Origin of the sequence: Pseudomonas sp. RW3S2 (assembly GCF_014268955.1) — a bacterium.
In the GTDB taxonomy this organism is placed as follows: Bacteria; Pseudomonadota; Gammaproteobacteria; order Pseudomonadales; family Pseudomonadaceae; genus Aquipseudomonas; species Aquipseudomonas wayambapalatensis.
This window is the reverse complement of record NZ_JABWRM010000005.1, coordinates 1-14,412: the sequence shown is the minus strand read 5'-3', so window position 1 is coordinate 14,412 and position 14,412 is coordinate 1. Positions and strand designations below refer to the sequence as shown.

16 protein-coding genes are annotated in these 14,412 nt (G+C 62.7%); 7 read left to right on the top strand and 9 right to left on the bottom strand.

What is annotated here, in order from left to right:
- Window positions 1-2 precede the first annotated feature (2 nt).
- The 3 genes from trpD (at window position 3) to HU748_RS08695 (ending at window position 2,679) form a co-directional block, all read left to right on the top strand.
- Window positions 3-1,052, top strand: a complete 1,050-nt coding sequence (trpD, locus tag HU748_RS08705; RefSeq protein ID WP_186667564.1) for an anthranilate phosphoribosyltransferase — start codon at window positions 3-5, stop codon at window positions 1,050-1,052.
- A complete protein-coding gene (gene trpC / locus HU748_RS08700) occupies window positions 1,049-1,882 on the top strand; it encodes an indole-3-glycerol phosphate synthase TrpC (protein ID WP_186667565.1) in 834 nt (277 codons plus the stop codon). The genes trpD and trpC overlap by 4 nt, the downstream gene beginning before the upstream one ends.
- 92 nt (window positions 1,883-1,974) lie before the next feature.
- Window positions 1,975-2,679 (top strand): lipoate--protein ligase family protein, encoded by a 705-nt coding sequence (locus HU748_RS08695; protein ID WP_186720097.1) that lies wholly within the window; start codon window positions 1,975-1,977, stop codon window positions 2,677-2,679.
- On the opposite strand, the gene crp is transcribed toward HU748_RS08695, so the two are convergent.
- On the bottom strand, window positions 2,676-3,320 hold the full coding sequence (gene crp / locus HU748_RS08690) for a cAMP-activated global transcriptional regulator CRP (RefSeq protein ID WP_054925379.1): 645 nt from the start codon (window positions 3,318-3,320) through the stop codon (window positions 2,676-2,678). The genes HU748_RS08695 and crp overlap by 4 nt on opposite strands.
- A gap of 187 nt (window positions 3,321-3,507) precedes the next feature.
- Here crp and HU748_RS08685 point away from each other — a divergent pair, with 187 nt between their 5' ends.
- The gene (locus tag HU748_RS08685; protein WP_028689009.1) at window positions 3,508-3,930 is read left to right on the top strand and encodes an OsmC family protein; all 423 of its coding nucleotides are present in this window, start codon (window positions 3,508-3,510) and stop codon (window positions 3,928-3,930) included.
- Window positions 3,931-3,960: 30 nt separating this feature from the next.
- Here the strand turns inward: HU748_RS08685 and HU748_RS08680 are convergent, their stop codons facing one another.
- The 6 genes from HU748_RS08680 to hemJ form a co-directional block, all read right to left on the bottom strand.
- Window positions 3,961-5,001 (bottom strand): DUF2157 domain-containing protein, encoded by a 1,041-nt coding sequence (locus HU748_RS08680; RefSeq protein WP_186709558.1) that lies wholly within the window; start codon window positions 4,999-5,001, stop codon window positions 3,961-3,963.
- Window positions 5,002-5,010: 9 nt separating this feature from the next.
- Window positions 5,011-5,658, bottom strand: a complete 648-nt coding sequence (coq7, locus tag HU748_RS08675; protein WP_112897195.1) for a 2-polyprenyl-3-methyl-6-methoxy-1,4-benzoquinone monooxygenase — start codon at window positions 5,656-5,658, stop codon at window positions 5,011-5,013.
- Window positions 5,659-5,724: 66 nt separating this feature from the next.
- The gene (locus HU748_RS08670; RefSeq protein WP_003255518.1) at window positions 5,725-6,063 is read right to left on the bottom strand and encodes a histidine triad nucleotide-binding protein; all 339 of its coding nucleotides are present in this window, start codon (window positions 6,061-6,063) and stop codon (window positions 5,725-5,727) included.
- A gap of 64 nt (window positions 6,064-6,127) precedes the next feature.
- Window positions 6,128-6,910, bottom strand: a complete 783-nt coding sequence (locus tag HU748_RS08665) for an SDR family oxidoreductase (RefSeq protein WP_186667568.1) — start codon at window positions 6,908-6,910, stop codon at window positions 6,128-6,130.
- A gap of 74 nt (window positions 6,911-6,984) precedes the next feature.
- Window positions 6,985-7,932 carry a nitronate monooxygenase family protein gene (locus HU748_RS08660; RefSeq protein WP_186667569.1) on the bottom strand — a complete coding sequence of 316 codons (948 nt, stop codon included), beginning with the start codon at window positions 7,930-7,932 and terminating at the stop codon, window positions 6,985-6,987.
- A gap of 29 nt (window positions 7,933-7,961) precedes the next feature.
- A complete protein-coding gene (gene hemJ, locus HU748_RS08655) occupies window positions 7,962-8,387 on the bottom strand; it encodes a protoporphyrinogen oxidase HemJ (protein WP_186709560.1) in 426 nt (141 codons plus the stop codon).
- A gap of 141 nt (window positions 8,388-8,528) precedes the next feature.
- Between hemJ and argC the strand changes: the two genes are divergently transcribed.
- Both argC and erpA read left to right on the top strand, forming a co-directional pair.
- On the top strand, window positions 8,529-9,563 hold the full coding sequence (argC, locus tag HU748_RS08650) for an N-acetyl-gamma-glutamyl-phosphate reductase (protein WP_063542462.1): 1,035 nt from the start codon (window positions 8,529-8,531) through the stop codon (window positions 9,561-9,563).
- Window positions 9,564-9,707: 144 nt separating this feature from the next.
- Window positions 9,708-10,058 carry an iron-sulfur cluster insertion protein ErpA gene (erpA, locus tag HU748_RS08645; protein WP_186667571.1) on the top strand — a complete coding sequence of 117 codons (351 nt, stop codon included), beginning with the start codon at window positions 9,708-9,710 and terminating at the stop codon, window positions 10,056-10,058.
- A gap of 54 nt (window positions 10,059-10,112) precedes the next feature.
- Here the strand turns inward: erpA and HU748_RS08640 are convergent, their stop codons facing one another.
- Window positions 10,113-11,204: an anhydro-N-acetylmuramic acid kinase gene (locus HU748_RS08640; RefSeq protein ID WP_186720095.1), complete on the bottom strand. Its 1,092-nt coding sequence runs from the start codon at window positions 11,202-11,204 to the stop codon at window positions 10,113-10,115.
- 3 nt (window positions 11,205-11,207) lie between these two features.
- Entirely contained in the window at window positions 11,208-12,629 is a 1,422-nt protein-coding gene (locus HU748_RS08635; RefSeq protein WP_186720094.1) for a peptidoglycan DD-metalloendopeptidase family protein, read from the bottom strand.
- A gap of 245 nt (window positions 12,630-12,874) precedes the next feature.
- On the opposite strand from HU748_RS08635, the gene tyrS reads away from it, so the two are divergent.
- Window positions 12,875-14,074 carry a tyrosine--tRNA ligase gene (tyrS, locus tag HU748_RS08630; RefSeq protein ID WP_186667574.1) on the top strand — a complete coding sequence of 400 codons (1,200 nt, stop codon included), beginning with the start codon at window positions 12,875-12,877 and terminating at the stop codon, window positions 14,072-14,074.
- Window positions 14,075-14,412 lie beyond the last annotated feature (338 nt).

Sequence of the window (14,412 nt, the reverse complement as noted above, 5' to 3'; positions counted from 1 at the left end):
TCATGGATATCAAGAGCGCGCTGAGCCGCATCGTCGGCCACCTGGACCTGTCCACAGAAGAAATGCGCGATGTCATGCGTCAGATCATGACCGGACAATGCACCGAGGCGCAGATCGGCGCCTTCCTGATGGGCATGCGCATGAAGAGCGAGAGCATCGACGAGATCGTCGGTGCCGTTTCGGTCATGCGTGAGCTGGCCGACAAGGTCGAGCTCAAGAGCCTCGACGGCGTGGTCGACATTGTCGGCACCGGCGGCGACGGGGCCAACATCTTCAACGTATCCACGGCCTCGGCCTTTGTGCTCGCCGCGGCCGGTTGCCCGGTGGCCAAGCACGGCAACCGGGCGGTGTCCGGCAAGAGCGGCAGCGCCGACCTGCTGGAGGCGGCCGGTATCTACCTGAACCTTACGCCGGTACAGGTGGCCCGCTGCATCGATAGCCTGGGGATCGGTTTCATGTTCGCCCAGACTCACCACAGCGCAATGAAGCATGCCGCTGGCCCGCGCCGCGACCTGGGCCTGCGCACGCTCTTCAACATGCTCGGCCCGCTTACGAATCCGGCCGGTGTGAAGCACCAGGTGGTTGGCGTGTTCACCCAGGCCCTGTGCCGCCCGCTGGCCGAAGTGTTGCAGCGCCTGGGCAGCAAGCATGTGCTGGTGGTGCACTCCAAGGATGGCCTGGACGAATTCAGCCTGGCCGCACCGACCTTCGTCGCGGAACTGAAGAACGGTGAGATCACCGAATACTGGGTCGAACCGGAAGACCTTGGCATGAAGAGCCAGAGCCTGCACGGCCTGGCGGTCGAGGATCCGCAGGCTTCGCTGGCGCTGATCCGTGACGCCCTGGGCCGCCGCAAGACCGAAAATGGCCAGAAAGCTGCCGAAATGATCGTGCTCAACGCCGGCGCCGCGCTGTATGCCGCCGACCACGCGATGAGCCTGAAATCGGGCGTCGAACTCGCCCACGATGTACTGCACACCGGCCTTGCCTGGGAAAAACTCCAGGAGCTGGGCGCCTTTACCGCGGTATTCAAGCAGGAGAACGGAGCATGAGCGTACCGACGGTGCTGGAAAGAATCATCGCCCGCAAGTTTCAGGAAGTGGCCGAGCGCAGCGCGCGCGTGAGCCTCGCCGAGCTGGAGCGTCTGGCCAAGGTCGCCGATGCTCCGCGCGGCTTTGCCAACGCCTTGATCGAACAGGCCAAGCGCAAGCAGCCGGCGGTCATCGCTGAAATCAAGAAGGCCTCGCCGAGCAAGGGCGTGATCCGCGAGCACTTCGTGCCTGCGGAAATCGCGGTCAGCTACGAGAAGGGCGGGGCGACCTGCCTGTCGGTACTCACCGACGTGGATTACTTCCAGGGCGCTGACGAATACCTGCAACAGGCCCGCGCCGCCGTGTCGCTGCCGGTGATCCGCAAGGACTTCATGGTCGATCCCTACCAGATCGTCGAAGCCCGCGCCCTGGGCGCCGACTGCGTGCTGCTGATCGTCTCGGCACTGGACGATGTGAAGATGGCCGAGCTTGCCGCCACTGCCAAGGATGTCGGTCTCGATGTGCTGGTGGAGGTGCACGATGGCGATGAGCTGGAGCGCGCGCTGAAAACCCTCGACACGCCGCTGGTGGGGGTCAACAACCGCAACCTGCACACCTTCGAGGTCAGCCTGGATACCACACTCGACCTGCTGCCGCGCATTCCGCGTGACCGCCTGGCGATCACCGAGAGCGGTATCCTCAACCGCGCCGACGTGGAGCTGATGGAAATCAACGAAGTGTATTCGTTCCTGGTGGGCGAGGCCTTCATGCGGGCCGAGCAGCCGGGCTTGGAACTGCAGCGGCTGTTCTTCCCGGATCAGGTGAAGAAGACTGTTCAGCCTCTGGACTGATCAAGATAAGGAAGCCGGCTTGATGCCGGCTTTTTTGTATGCCTGTTCTGGCCCTTTCGTGGGCAAGTGGACCTAACTTCCAAGGTGGATCAATGACCGATCAACCCCTGGCCCTCACCGTCGAGCAGGGCCTGCACGCCGAACAGGAGCTGCTCGCCGCCGTCTGCCGTGGCGAGCGTGAATCTGGTGTGCTCTTCTGGCGCCCCACCGACCATGCGCTGGTCATGCCACGGCGCATGAGCCGGCTCGATAATTTCGAAGCTGCCTGTGCGGAGCTGGCGATTGCCGGCTGGCCCGTGCTGCTGCGTGAAACCGGTGGTGAACCCGTGCCGCAATCCCATTCGACGGTGAACGTGGCGCTGGTCTACGTCGCACCGCGCAGCGAAGGCGATCACGGACGCATCGAGAACGCATACGAGCGCTTGTGCCTGCCGCTGTGCGATGTCTTGCGCGAATGGGGTGGTGTGGCGTCGGTCGGGGAGATCGACGGTGCGTTCTGCGATGGTCGCTACAACGTCAATCTCAACGGCCGCAAGCTGGTCGGCACTGCCCAGCGCTGGCGCCAGGGGCTGGGCGGCAAGCGCCCGGTGGTGCTGGTGCATGGGGCGCTGCTGCTGGACAACGAGCGTGAGTCGATGGTGGCGGCGGTCAATCGTTTCAACGAATGTTGTGGGCTGGAGCAACGCTGCCGTGCCGACAGCCATATTGCCTTGCATGAAGTGGCGCCCGCAGTTCCTTGGTTCGAACGGCTGTCCCAGGCCTACGCCGAGGTGATCGCGGCGCTGCCCAAGGATTAACGGGTGCCGTAGACCACCATGGTCTTGCCCTTGACCTGCACCAGGCTGCGTTCCTCGAGATCCTTGAGCACGCGGCCGACCATCTCGCGCGAGCAGCCGACGATCCGACCGATTTCCTGACGGGTGATCTTGATCTGCATACCGTCGGGGTGGGTCATGGCATCTGGCTGCTTGCACAGGTCGAGCAGGCAACGAGCGACGCGGCCGGTGACGTCGAAGAAGGCCAGGTCGCCGACCTTGCGCGTGGTGTTGCGCAGGCGCTGGGCCATCTGGCTGCCAAGGGCGTAGAGAATGTCCGGATCGTGGCGGGCCAGCTCGCGGAACTTGTCGTAGCTGATCTCGGCCACTTCGCATTCGGTCTTGGCCCGTACCCAGGCACTGCGCTGCTGTTCGGGGCCCGCCGGTTCGAACAACCCCAGCTCACCGAAGAAATCACCATTGTTGAGGTAGGCGATGATCATCTCATGACCTTCGTCGTCCTCGATCAGGATGGTCACCGAACCCTTGACGATGAACGACAGCGTCTCGGCTCGGTCGCCGGCGCAGATGATGTTGCTCTTGGCGGCATAGCGGCGGCGTTGGCAGTGCACCAGCAGCTTGTCGATATTCTTGATCTTGGCAGGGAGTGCTGAGGCTACCATCACGAAATCCTGTTCGAGCGACGCAGAGGCATTTTGTAGGAGGTTACTGACAGGGGCGCCAGTGATTTGGCGTCAGCTTATCAGACACTTTGGGTTTATCGGCATGAAACCCTAACGTCTTGAGCTTTTCCGACGGCGCTACAAGGTCTAAGCTGACGGCCTTTTACGAAATCAGGAGTCCGGATAGATGAAGGCGCGCATCCAGTGGGCCGGTGAGGCCATGTTCCTCGGTGAGTCGGGGAGTGGGCATGTCGTGGTCATGGACGGTCCTCCCGAGGCTGGCGGTCGTAACCTGGGCGTACGCCCGATGGAGATGCTGCTGCTCGGCCTGGGTGGCTGCAGCAGTTTCGATGTGGTCAGCATCCTGAAGAAGTCCCGACAGGCGGTGGAAAGCTGCGAAGCCTTCCTTGAGGCCGAGCGAGCCAGCGAAGATCCGAAGGTGTTCACCAAGATCCACCTGAATTTCGTGGTCAAAGGCCGCGGGCTGAAGGAAGCGCAGGTCAAGCGGGCAGTGGAGCTGTCGGCCGAGAAATATTGCTCGGCCTCGATCATGCTTGATCGGGCGGGCGTGGAAATCACCCATGGCTACGAGATCGTGGAGCTGGGTTGAGACTGTGGGGCCGCCTGGCGGCCCCGGTTTTCAGTCACGCAGGGCTGGCAGCGCGTCCAGTAGCCATTGCGGCAGTTTTGCCCGCAACGATTGACTCAGTCGTTCACGACGCTTCTGGTAGGCCAGGCCTAGGCCGATCACGCCAAGCCCGATCAATGTGATCACCACCGGGAACAGCAGCGACTCGGCGAACACGTCATACGACAGGTAGCCCAGGTACGCAGCCACGCCCATGGCACCGAATACCATGAACATCGGGCGGCGCAGCAGCACTGCACATCCCATCAGGCCAAGGTTGATCAGGCAATAGAGCGCCTTGCCCACTTCACTGTCGCTGTTCATCGAAGTCAGCCCGCCCCAGAAGGCCAGAAGCCCTGCCAGGTAACCCCAGTAGGCGTAGTCGCGGCGCGTGCGACCGTCCACTGCCAGGAACGCGGCCAGCAACAGCAGGCCGAACCACACCGAGACGTTCTGGCGCTGCTCCCAACTGAACACTTCGCCGTAGAACCATTCGCTGAGGTCCATGGACATGAACCACAGGGCCACCGCGATTGGCATCACGATGAAGGGGAAAGGCACCAGGCGCAGCATCGCCAGCCCGGCGACGACGGTTGCCGCTTCCATCAGCAGCCAGCCGCCTTGCACGTAGGTGTAGTACTGGTGGTAGTCGAACTGCACGTCATCCAGCGGCCACCAGCCGAGCAGGCGTTCGAGGGCGAACACTGCCAGCGGTACGATGCTCACGGCGACGGCGGCCAGAACCCCGGCGGCAATGGCCTGCCCGCGGCGCTGGAGTGACAGGGCGAACAGGGTAAGGCTGGCGATATAGAGCAGGGCGATGGCGAGCAGCGCCGAGTCACCAATGCGCATCCACGCCTCGGTGAGCAGCCAGCCCATGGCCGCCATGATCAGCAGTGCGCCGAAGTAGAAGGCGACATGGGCCAACTGGAACCGGCCCTGTTGCTGCGGTTGCTGGCGCAGGAATTCGAGCAGTGCCCGATCCTGGCCTGGCTGGAGGACGCCGGCGCTTACCGCGCTGGCCAGATCCTTGGCATCGAAGCGCTCGGTCATCGGTGGGTCCTAGATGCGGTAGGTGCTCTTGGTCATCACCTTGGCCAGCAGGCTCATGCCGAAACGCACCGGGGCCGGGAAACGATAGCCGCCGGCTTCCAGAGCGGATTCGGCGTGTTGCTCTTCATCGACGCGCATCTGTTCGAGAATGGCGCGGGATTTTTCGTCTTCTTCGGGGATCTGTTCGAGGTGCTCGTCCAGGTGCTTGCAGACCTGGTGCTCGGTGGCGGCGACGAAGCCCAGGCTGACCTTGTCGCTGACCAGGCCGGCGAGGGCACCGATGCCGAACGACATGCCGTAGAACAGCGGGTTGAGCACACTTGGGTGGCTGCCCAGTTGGCGGATGCGCTGCTCGCACCAGGCCAGGTGGTCGATTTCTTCCTCGGCGGCATGCTCCATGGCCTTGCGTACCTGCGGCAGCTTGGCGGTCAGGGCCTGACCTTGGTAGAGCGCCTGGGCGCAGACCTCACCGGTATGGTTGATGCGCATCAGGCCGGCAATATGGCGGGTCTGGGACTCGTCCAGCTCGGCATCCGGCTGGATGATCGCAGGCGAGGGACGGGAAGGTTGGCCGCTGAAGGGCAGCAGGGTGCGCATGGCGGTATCAGCCTGCAGCAACAAGCGGTCGAGCGGCGAATAGTGACGTTCGGTAGCCATCGGGCACCTCCACTAAAGTGATGCCCGACAGTTTAACTCAATCATGCCGGATGGGCTTGCCTTGGGTCAGCCCGGCGGCCAGTTCATCTGACGCTGGCCGAGCACGTGCATGTGAATGTGGTAGACCGTCTGCCCACCCTTGGGGTTGCAGTTCATGACCACACGGAAACCTTCCTCGCAGCCTTGCTCGACGGCCAGGCGCTGGGCGGTGAACAGGATGTGGCCAGCCAGGGCCTTGTCCTCTTCGGTCAGGTCGTTGAGGGTCCGGATGTGTTTTTTCGGGATGACCAGAAAATGTACCGGCGCTGCAGGGGCGATATCCTTGAAGGCCAGGATCTGGTCGTCTTCGTAGATGATATCCGCCGGGATTTCCCGGTTGATGATCTTGAGGAATAGATCGTCCACGTCACTTGCTCCTTGGTGAGGGTCGAAGCGCAGTGTACTCAGCGAGGCGCTGCTCGGACAGAGGTCATTCGGCGCCGATCGGGCAGTAGCGACGATGGATCACGCCCGCCAGCTTGCGGCTCAACCAGCGCGGCAGAAGGCGTGGGGCGAAGGCCAGCCAGCGATTGCGTCGGCCCGGCATGATCAGGGCGCGGTTCTTGTCCAGCGCGCGCACGGTGTAGAGCGCCACTTCTTCGGCGCTCAGGCAGCGCGAACTGCCCTCCAGGCGCGGGATGTGTCGTTTTGCCGAGTGGATCGGGCCCGGGCACAAAACCGACACCTTGACCCCGGTACGACGCAGTTCTTCGCGCAGGGCTTCCGAGAAATTCAGTACATAGGCCTTGCTGGCGCTGTAGCACGCCATCCACGGACCCGGCGCGGCGCTGGCCAGTGAGGCCACGTTGAGGATCTGGCCGCCACCGTGCACCGCCATCAGGTTGCCGATGGCGTGGCACAGGCGGGTGAGGGCGAGGATATTGACCTCCAGCAGGTCTTGTTCGTCGGCCCACTCATGGGCCAGGAAGGGCCCATAGGTGCGCTGCCCGGCACAGTTGACCAGCAGGTCGATGCGCCGCTCGCCCTCTTCCAGCTCGAGTACGAACCCCGAGAGGCGCAAAGGCTGGCTGAGGTCGCAGGCGCGCAGCAAGACCTCGACGCCGAAGCGCTGGGTCAGCTCGACCGCGATTGGCTCAAGGGTTTCGCGGTGGCGTGCCACCAGGATCAGGTTGCGCCCGCGCCGCGCCAGGGCCTCCGCCAGGGCCAGGCCCAGGCCGCTGGAAGCTCCGGTGATCATGGCGTAACGGGTCATGCAAGGCTCCTGGGGGCGGAAGAGGGCGCCTAGTGTACAGCTTGGCTGGGGCTGTTGTGGTCTTTTGCAGGGCTTCAGCGCGCCAGTTCAGCGGTGCGAAGCTGGGCGGCTCGGTATTCGTCACGCAGGCGCTCGATCAGCGCTGCCGTATCGGGCAGGTCATGGATACCGCCCGCGCCCTGGCCTGCCGACCACACGGTTTTCCAGGCCTTGGCTTCTTCATCCAGCGGTTTGAGCTTGACCTCACCCGGGTTGTGCTTGAGCGCGGCCATGTCGTAACCGGCCTGCTCGAGGCTCTGGCGCAGGAAACTGGCCGGCACACCCGAGACCGCCGGGGTGTGGACGATGTCGGCGGCGTGAGCATCGAGCAGCATTTGTTTGTAGGCACCTTGGGCTTGGCTCTCGCGAGTGGCGATGAAGCGTGTGCCCATGTAGGCGAGGTCCGCGCCGAGCAGACGTGCCGCGAGGATTTCGTGACCGTGGTTGATGCAACCGGCCAACAGCAGGGTCTTGTCGAAGAACTGGCGAATCTCCGCGACCAGGGCGAAGGGGCTCCAGGTCCCGGCATGACCGCCGGCACCCGCAGCCACGGCGATCAGGCCATCAACGCCGGCCTCGGCGGCTTTCTCGGCGTGACGACGGGTGGTGACATCGTGGAACACCAGGCCGCCATAGCCGTGCACCGCGTCTACCACCTCCTTCGCAGCGCCCAGGCTGGTGATCACGATCGGCACCCGGTGCTCCGCGCACAGGGCGAGGTCGGCCTGCAGGCGCGGGTTGCTCGGGTGCACGATCAGGTTCACGGCATAAGGCGCAGGTGCCTGCAATTGCGCAAGGCCCGCCTCGATCTCCTCCAGCCAGGCCTTGAAGCCGGCGCTGTCGCGCTGGTTCAGCGCCGGAAAGCTACCCACCACACCGTTGGCGCAGCAAGCCAGTACCAGCTGCGGATTGGAGATCAGGAACATCGGCGCGGCGACCACGGGCAGTCGCAGGCGGTGTTCGAGTGTTGCAGGCAGGGACATGGCAAGGCTCCTTCGCTCAGGGGTTATGCTCAGAACGGTTTGACCACCACCAGAATTACGATGGCCAGCAGGATCAGCACCGGTACTTCGTTGAACCAGCGGTAGTACACATGGCTGCGGGTGTTCTGTCCGGCGGCGAAGCGTTTGCGCTGTGCGCCGCATACGTGATGGTAGCCGGTCAGCAGGATCACCAGGGTCAGCTTGGCGTGCAGCCAGCCCTGGCTCAGCCAGCCGGGCGTCAGGTAGAGCATCCAGATACCGAACACGTAGGTTGCGATCATCGCCGGGTTCATGATGCCGCGGTACAGCTTGCGCTCCATGGTGACGAAGCGTTCCTGGCTGATGCTGTCCTGGCTCTGGGCGTGGTAGACGAACAGGCGCGGCAGGTAGAACAGGCCGGCGAACCAGCAGACCACGCTGACGATATGCAGCGCCTTGATCCAGAGATAGAGCATGGGGGAGTTCCTTCAGGTTTTCACGGTGGTCAGATAGTAGTGGTCCGGCACTGCGAAGGGGTACCCAAGAGTTGTTACAGGCGTCACGTAACCCTATTATCGTGCGCTTTCCAGTGGTCTCGTTGATGAGGGGCAAGCGTTATGATCAAGGTCGGTATCGTCGGCGGCACGGGTTACACCGGTGTCGAACTGTTGCGCCTGCTGGCACAGCACCCACAGGCCGAGGTAGCGGTCATCACGTCGCGCTCCGAGGCGGGTGTCGCGGTGGCCGACATGTACCCGAACCTGCGCGGCCACTATGACGGCCTGCAGTTCAGCGTCCCGGACAGCAAGACTCTCGGTGCCTGTGATGTGGTGTTCTTCGCCACACCGCATGGCGTTGCCCATGCCCTGGCCGGCGAGCTGCTGGCCGCCGGGACCAAAGTCATCGACCTGTCTGCCGACTTCCGTCTGCAGGACGCCGTCGAGTGGGGCAAGTGGTACGGCCAGCCGCATGGCGCGCCGGAACTGCTCAAGGATGCCGTCTACGGCCTGCCTGAAGTGAACCGCGAGAAGATCCGCCAGGCGCGTCTGATCGCCGTGCCAGGCTGCTACCCGACCGCGACCCAGCTTGGTTTCCTGCCACTGCTCGAAGCGGGTCTGGCCGATCCGTCGCGCCTGATTGCCGACTGCAAGTCGGGTGTCAGTGGCGCAGGCCGCGGTGCTGCAGTGGGCTCGCTGTTCTGCGAGGCTGGCGAAAGCATGAAGGCCTATGCGGTCAAAGGCCACCGTCACCTGCCGGAAATCAGCCAGGGCCTGCGCCTGGCGGCGGGCAAGGATATCGGCCTGACCTTCGTACCTCACCTGACCCCGATGATCCGCGGTATTCACGCCACCCTCTACGCGAATGTGGTCGACACCTCGGTTGACCTGCAGGCGCTGTTCGAAAAGCGCTACGCGAACGAGCCGTTCGTCGACGTGATGCCGGCCGGCAGCCACCCAGAGACGCGCAGCGTGCGCGGCGCCAACGTCTGCCGTATTGCCGTTCATCGCCCGCAGGGTGGTGATCTGGTGGTGGTGCTGTCGGTGATCGACAATCTGGTCAAGGGCGCGTCCGGCCAGGCAGTGCAGAACCTGAACATCCTGTTCGGGCTGGATGAGCGCATGGGCCTTTCCCACGCGGGGCTGCTGCCTTAATCGTCAAGCAGGTGAAAAGGCCCGCCCCGTGCGGGCCTTTTGGTTTGTCTCGACCAAAGCCGCACAATTCTTGACCAATTTTCTCGGAGAAGCGGATAATGCGCGTCATCGAGTTTTATGGCGGCTTACGCCGGGAGAACCAACATGAGCGTCGAAACCTTCACCCCCACCGCTTTGGAGTTTACCCAAGGGGCTGCGCACAAGGTGAAGACCCTGGTATCCGAGGAAGGCAATGATCGCCTCAAGCTGCGTGTGTTCGTCACAGGCGGCGGTTGCTCGGGTTTCCAGTACGGCTTCACTTTCGATGAAGACGTGGCCGATGACGACACCATTGTCGAGCGCGAAGGCGTTTCGCTGGTCGTCGATCCAATGAGCTTCCAGTACCTGGCCGGTGCTGAAGTGGACTACCAGGAAGGTCTGGAAGGCTCGCGCTTCGTGATCAAGAACCCGAATGCCGCCACCACCTGCGGGTGCGGTTCGTCGTTCTCGATCTGAGTCCGGCTTCAACGAAAACGCCGCGCAATTGCGCGGCGTTTTCGTTTCTGTCGATCAGGACGGGTAGATCGCGCCCAGCACTCGCAGCCCTCTGGCCGCCGTGACGCTTGGGCGGTTCGCCGGGATGCCTTCGAGGCAGCAATGAGCCAGCCATGCGAATGCCATCGCCTCGACCCAGTCCGGGTCAATACCTTGGGCATCGGTGCTGGTCACTTTCGCGGCCGGCAGCAGGGCGGCCAGCCTATTCATCAGGGTGCCATTGCGTGCGCCGCCGCCACAGACCATCAGGGCTTCGGTGCCTTGCTGGGCATTGCGCAAGGCATCGGTGATGCTGCGGGCGGTCAGTTCCAGCAGGGTGGCCTGAACGTCTTCGTCGCGATAACGCGGCAGCCTTGCCAGGTGAGCGTCGAGCCAGGGCAGGTTGAATACCTCGCGCCCGGTGCTCTTGGGGCCATTGCCGGCGAAGAACGGATCGCTCAGCAGCGCTGCCAGCAATTCGTCCTGCACCTTGCCGCTTGCCGCCCATGCGCCATCGGCGTCGAAGGTCTGGCCGCGCTTGCGCTCGATCCACGCATCCAGCAGCACATTGCCCGGGCCGCAGTCGAAGCCATGCACTGGCGTGTCTTGGGCAATGAGGCTCAGGTTGCTGAAGCCACCGACGTTGAGTACTGCCAGGCGCTGCCCCAGGTGGGCGAACAAGGCTTCGTGGAAGGCCGGGACCAGTGGTGCGCCCTGGCCGCCTGCGGCCACGTCGCGGCGACGGAAGTCACCCACCACGCAGATGCCGGTCAGCTCGGCGAGCAATGCCGGGTTGCCGATCTGCACGGTAAAGCCGCGGGCTGGTTCGTGGCGGATGGTCTGGCCGTGGCTGCCGATGGCGCGGATGGCGCTGGGCTCGAGTTTCTGCTCGGCCAGCAATTGCCGGATGCCCTCTGCAGCAAGGCTGGCCCAGCGATTTTCGGCCAGCGCTGCCCGTGCGATCTCGTCGGGGCCACTGGCACAGAGGCTCAGCAGGTCCTGGCGAAGGTCGGAGGGCATGGGCAGGTAGCAGGTGGCGAGCAACCGTGGCTGCTCGCACTGTTCGATCAGGGCAATGTCCAGGCCGTCAAGGCTGGTGCCGGACATCACCCCCAGGTAGAACGCCATGGATCAGCGCTTGTTGGCGGCGAGCAGCGTGGCCTTTTCCTGATCCATGCGAGCGATCAGGGGTTGGCTTTGCTGCATGAAGCGTTGGCGCTCGGCCTTGGCGATCGGATCGGCCATCGGCACCTTCTGGCTCAGCGGGTCGACATGGACACCGTTGACCTGGAACTCGTAGTGCAGGTGCGGGCCAGTGGAGAGACCGGTGGTGCCGATATAGCCGATGATCTGGCCCTGCTTGACGTTGCTGCCGGTCTTGATGCCTTTGGCGAAGCCTTGCATGTGGCCATACAGGGTCTTGTAGGTGTTGCCGTGGGCGATGATCACTGTGTTGCCGTAGCCGCCGCGGCGGCCGGCCAGTTCGATGCGGCCATCACCGGCTGCCTTGATCGGCGTGCCGCGAGGCGCTGCATAGTCGACACCTTTATGGGCGCGAATCTTGTTCAGGATCGGGTGCTTGCGCCCGGCGGAGAAGCGCGAGCTGATGCGGGCGAAGTCCACCGGTGTGCGGATGAACGCCTTTCGCAGGCTGTTGCCGTCAGCGGTGTAGTAGCTGGTATTGCCCTGCTTGTTGGTGTAGCGCACGGCGGTGTAGGTCTTGCCGCGATTGGTGAAACGCGCCGAGAGGATGTTGCCGGTGCCGACCACCTTGCCATCCATGACCTTTTGTTCGTAGACCACGTCGAATTCGTCGCCAGGGCGGATGTCCTGGGCGAAGTCGATGTCGTAGCCCAGCACGCGGGCCATATCCATGGTCAGGCTGTGGGAAAGGCCGGCACGTTGGGCCGAGGCCGAGAGCGAGCTCTTGATGACGCCATGGGCGTAGGCGGTTCGCACCAGGGGCTTGGTGATTTCGCGTTCGAACGCGTAGCCCTTGTCGGTCTTGTTCAGGCGGATGCTTTCGAGGTTGCTGACCTGGCTGTGCAAGCTGGCCAGTTGGCCGTCCTTGTCCAGTTCGAACTGTAGCACCTGGCCGTGTTTCAGCTGGCTGAACTGCTTGGCTTGCTTGTCGCTGGCCAGAACGTCATGCACGACGTTGGCGGGCAGGCCCACTTTGGCGAACAGTGTGGAGAGGGTGTCGCCACGGGCGACCACGACTTCGCGATGACCGGGGGCCTTGTCTTGCGCCTTCTCCTGCGCGACGGGCTGCGGCTGTCCGGCGGCCTGTTCTGTAGCGGGTTCATCCCCTTCGATCTGGGCGAAGGGCGAGCCGGCGGATTCGGTGGACTGCACCAGCGGTGCGGCCTTGGATTCGTCTTTGAGTTGCTCGGCCGGGGTTTCGAGCTCGAGGTTGAGGGTGGTCTTCTTCGCTTCTACGTCGCTGGAAGGAAATACCAGCAAGGCCAGGCTGAGCAGGGCGGCGATGCCGCTGGCGGCCAACAGATGGCTTTTCGGATAAAGCGGGGGCGCTTTAGGCGTGTCGTTGGTCATAGATGAGGTGACTTTGAAAAAGTGAATGAAAAAGGTGACTGAATACGCTGAAAAACACGGTGGAAAAGATGAATGACATGATGAAGATGAAATAACTGTATAAAATATAACCAAATCCATTTTCGCGCAAGGGCGCGTAGACGCCGCAAGGCGCCTTCCGGGTCACATTCCGTTGCGAAACTTGTATTTGACGGCCGATCTTGTATGGTTGGTCCCCTTTGAATCTGAGCCTTGCGGGTCTGTCTATGAAGTCGGTTGAAGAGCAGCTGGCGCTTATCAAGCGCGGTGCGGAAGAGGTGTTGGTCGAGTCGGAACTGGTGGAGAAGCTCAAGCGCGGCCAGCCGCTGCGTATCAAGGCTGGCTTCGATCCGACGGCTCCTGACCTGCATCTGGGTCACACCGTGCTGATCAACAAGCTGCGGCAGTTCCAGGAATTGGGGCATCAGGTGATCTTCCTGATCGGTGACTTCACCGGCATGATCGGTGACCCTAGCGGCAAGAGTGCCACGCGCCCGCCGCTGACCCGCGAGCAGGTTCTGGACAACGCCGAAACCTATAAGCAGCAAGTGTTCAAGATTCTCGACCCGGCCAAGACCGAGGTCGCGTTCAATTCTACCTGGATGGATAAGCTGACCCCGGCCGACTTCATTCGTCTGGCGTCCCAGTACACCGTCGCGCGCATGCTCGAGCGTGACGACTTCGACAAGCGCTACACCAGCCAGCAACCGATCGCCATCCATGAGTTCCTCTATCCGCTGGTGCAGGGTTACGACTCGGTTGCGCTCAAGGCGGATGTCGAGCTCGGTGGTACCGATCAGAAGTTCAACCTGTTGATGGGGCGTGAGCTGCAGCGCGCCTATGGCCAGGAAGCTCAGAACATCGTGACCATGCCGTTGCTCGAAGGGCTCGATGGCGTGAAGAAGATGTCCAAGTCGCTGGGTAACTATGTGGGTATCCAGGAAGCGCCTGGGGTGATGTACAGCAAGCTGGTCTCGATTCCGGATACGCTGATGTGGCGCTACTTCGAGCTGCTGAGCTTCCGCTCGATGGACGAGATCGATCAGTTCCGCGCCGATGTCGAGAAGGGTGCGAACCCGCGCGACATCAAGATCAAGCTGGCCGAAGAGATCGTGGCGCGCTTCCATGGTGAAGAGGCTGCGGCGAATGCTCACCGTGCTGCGGGTAACCGCATGAAGGAGGGTGAGCTGCCTGAGGATCTGCCGGAGATCGAAGTCGCTGCGGCTGAAGACCTGCCGATCGCTGCGGTGCTGAACCGCGCGGGTCTGGTGAAGAACTCGGCCCAGGCGCGTGATCTGCTCGGTAGCGGCGCGGTCAAGGTTGATGGTGCAGTCGTCGACAAGGACTTCTTGTTTGTCCTGGGTGCTACCCATGTGTGCCAGGCGGGTAAGAAGTCGTTTGGCCGGGTTACCTTGAAGGCCGAGTGATTGGTTGCGGGTGTCGCTATATATAGAAGCGGGGAGGCCGACAGGCCTCCCCGTTTTGGTTTGTGGGGTGGGTGAGGCCTGGTTTGGATTAATGGGTGGCTGCAAGGTGCCTGCCTTGGGGTTTCTGGCGCCCTTAAAATCGAGCGCCGCCCGCGCGGCGCTCGATCTTGTAGGCGCAGCAGAGTTTGAGGCAGGCACTTGGTGGCCTATATAAGGTCTGCGCCGAGGATCTTTCAAATAACTGAAATAAAAGGTTGACGCCCTCTCAGATCCCCTTATAATGCGCCCCACTTCCGCAGCAAACGGAACGCAAAACTCCTTGTTAATCAACGAGTTAA

Coding starts and splice junctions, on each gene's coding strand:
- trpD (WP_186667564.1), top strand. CDS start 3: ATGGATATCAAGAGCGCGCTGAGCCGCATCGTCGGCCACCTGGACCTG.
- trpC (WP_186667565.1), top strand. CDS start 1,049: ATGAGCGTACCGACGGTGCTGGAAAGAATCATCGCCCGCAAGTTTCAG.
- HU748_RS08695 (WP_186720097.1), top strand. CDS start 1,975: ATGACCGATCAACCCCTGGCCCTCACCGTCGAGCAGGGCCTGCACGCC.
- crp (WP_054925379.1), bottom strand. CDS start 3,320: ATGGTAGCCTCAGCACTCCCTGCCAAGATCAAGAATATCGACAAGCTG.
- HU748_RS08685 (WP_028689009.1), top strand. CDS start 3,508: ATGAAGGCGCGCATCCAGTGGGCCGGTGAGGCCATGTTCCTCGGTGAG.
- HU748_RS08680 (WP_186709558.1), bottom strand. CDS start 5,001: ATGACCGAGCGCTTCGATGCCAAGGATCTGGCCAGCGCGGTAAGCGCC.
- coq7 (WP_112897195.1), bottom strand. CDS start 5,658: ATGGCTACCGAACGTCACTATTCGCCGCTCGACCGCTTGTTGCTGCAG.
- HU748_RS08665 (WP_186667568.1), bottom strand. CDS start 6,910: ATGACCCGTTACGCCATGATCACCGGAGCTTCCAGCGGCCTGGGCCTG.
- HU748_RS08660 (WP_186667569.1), bottom strand. CDS start 7,932: ATGTCCCTGCCTGCAACACTCGAACACCGCCTGCGACTGCCCGTGGTC.
- hemJ (WP_186709560.1), bottom strand. CDS start 8,387: ATGCTCTATCTCTGGATCAAGGCGCTGCATATCGTCAGCGTGGTCTGC.
- argC (WP_063542462.1), top strand. CDS start 8,529: ATGATCAAGGTCGGTATCGTCGGCGGCACGGGTTACACCGGTGTCGAA.
- erpA (WP_186667571.1), top strand. CDS start 9,708: ATGAGCGTCGAAACCTTCACCCCCACCGCTTTGGAGTTTACCCAAGGG.
- HU748_RS08640 (WP_186720095.1), bottom strand. CDS start 11,204: ATGGCGTTCTACCTGGGGGTGATGTCCGGCACCAGCCTTGACGGCCTG.
- HU748_RS08635 (WP_186720094.1), bottom strand. CDS start 12,629: ATGACCAACGACACGCCTAAAGCGCCCCCGCTTTATCCGAAAAGCCAT.
- tyrS (WP_186667574.1), top strand. CDS start 12,875: ATGAAGTCGGTTGAAGAGCAGCTGGCGCTTATCAAGCGCGGTGCGGAA.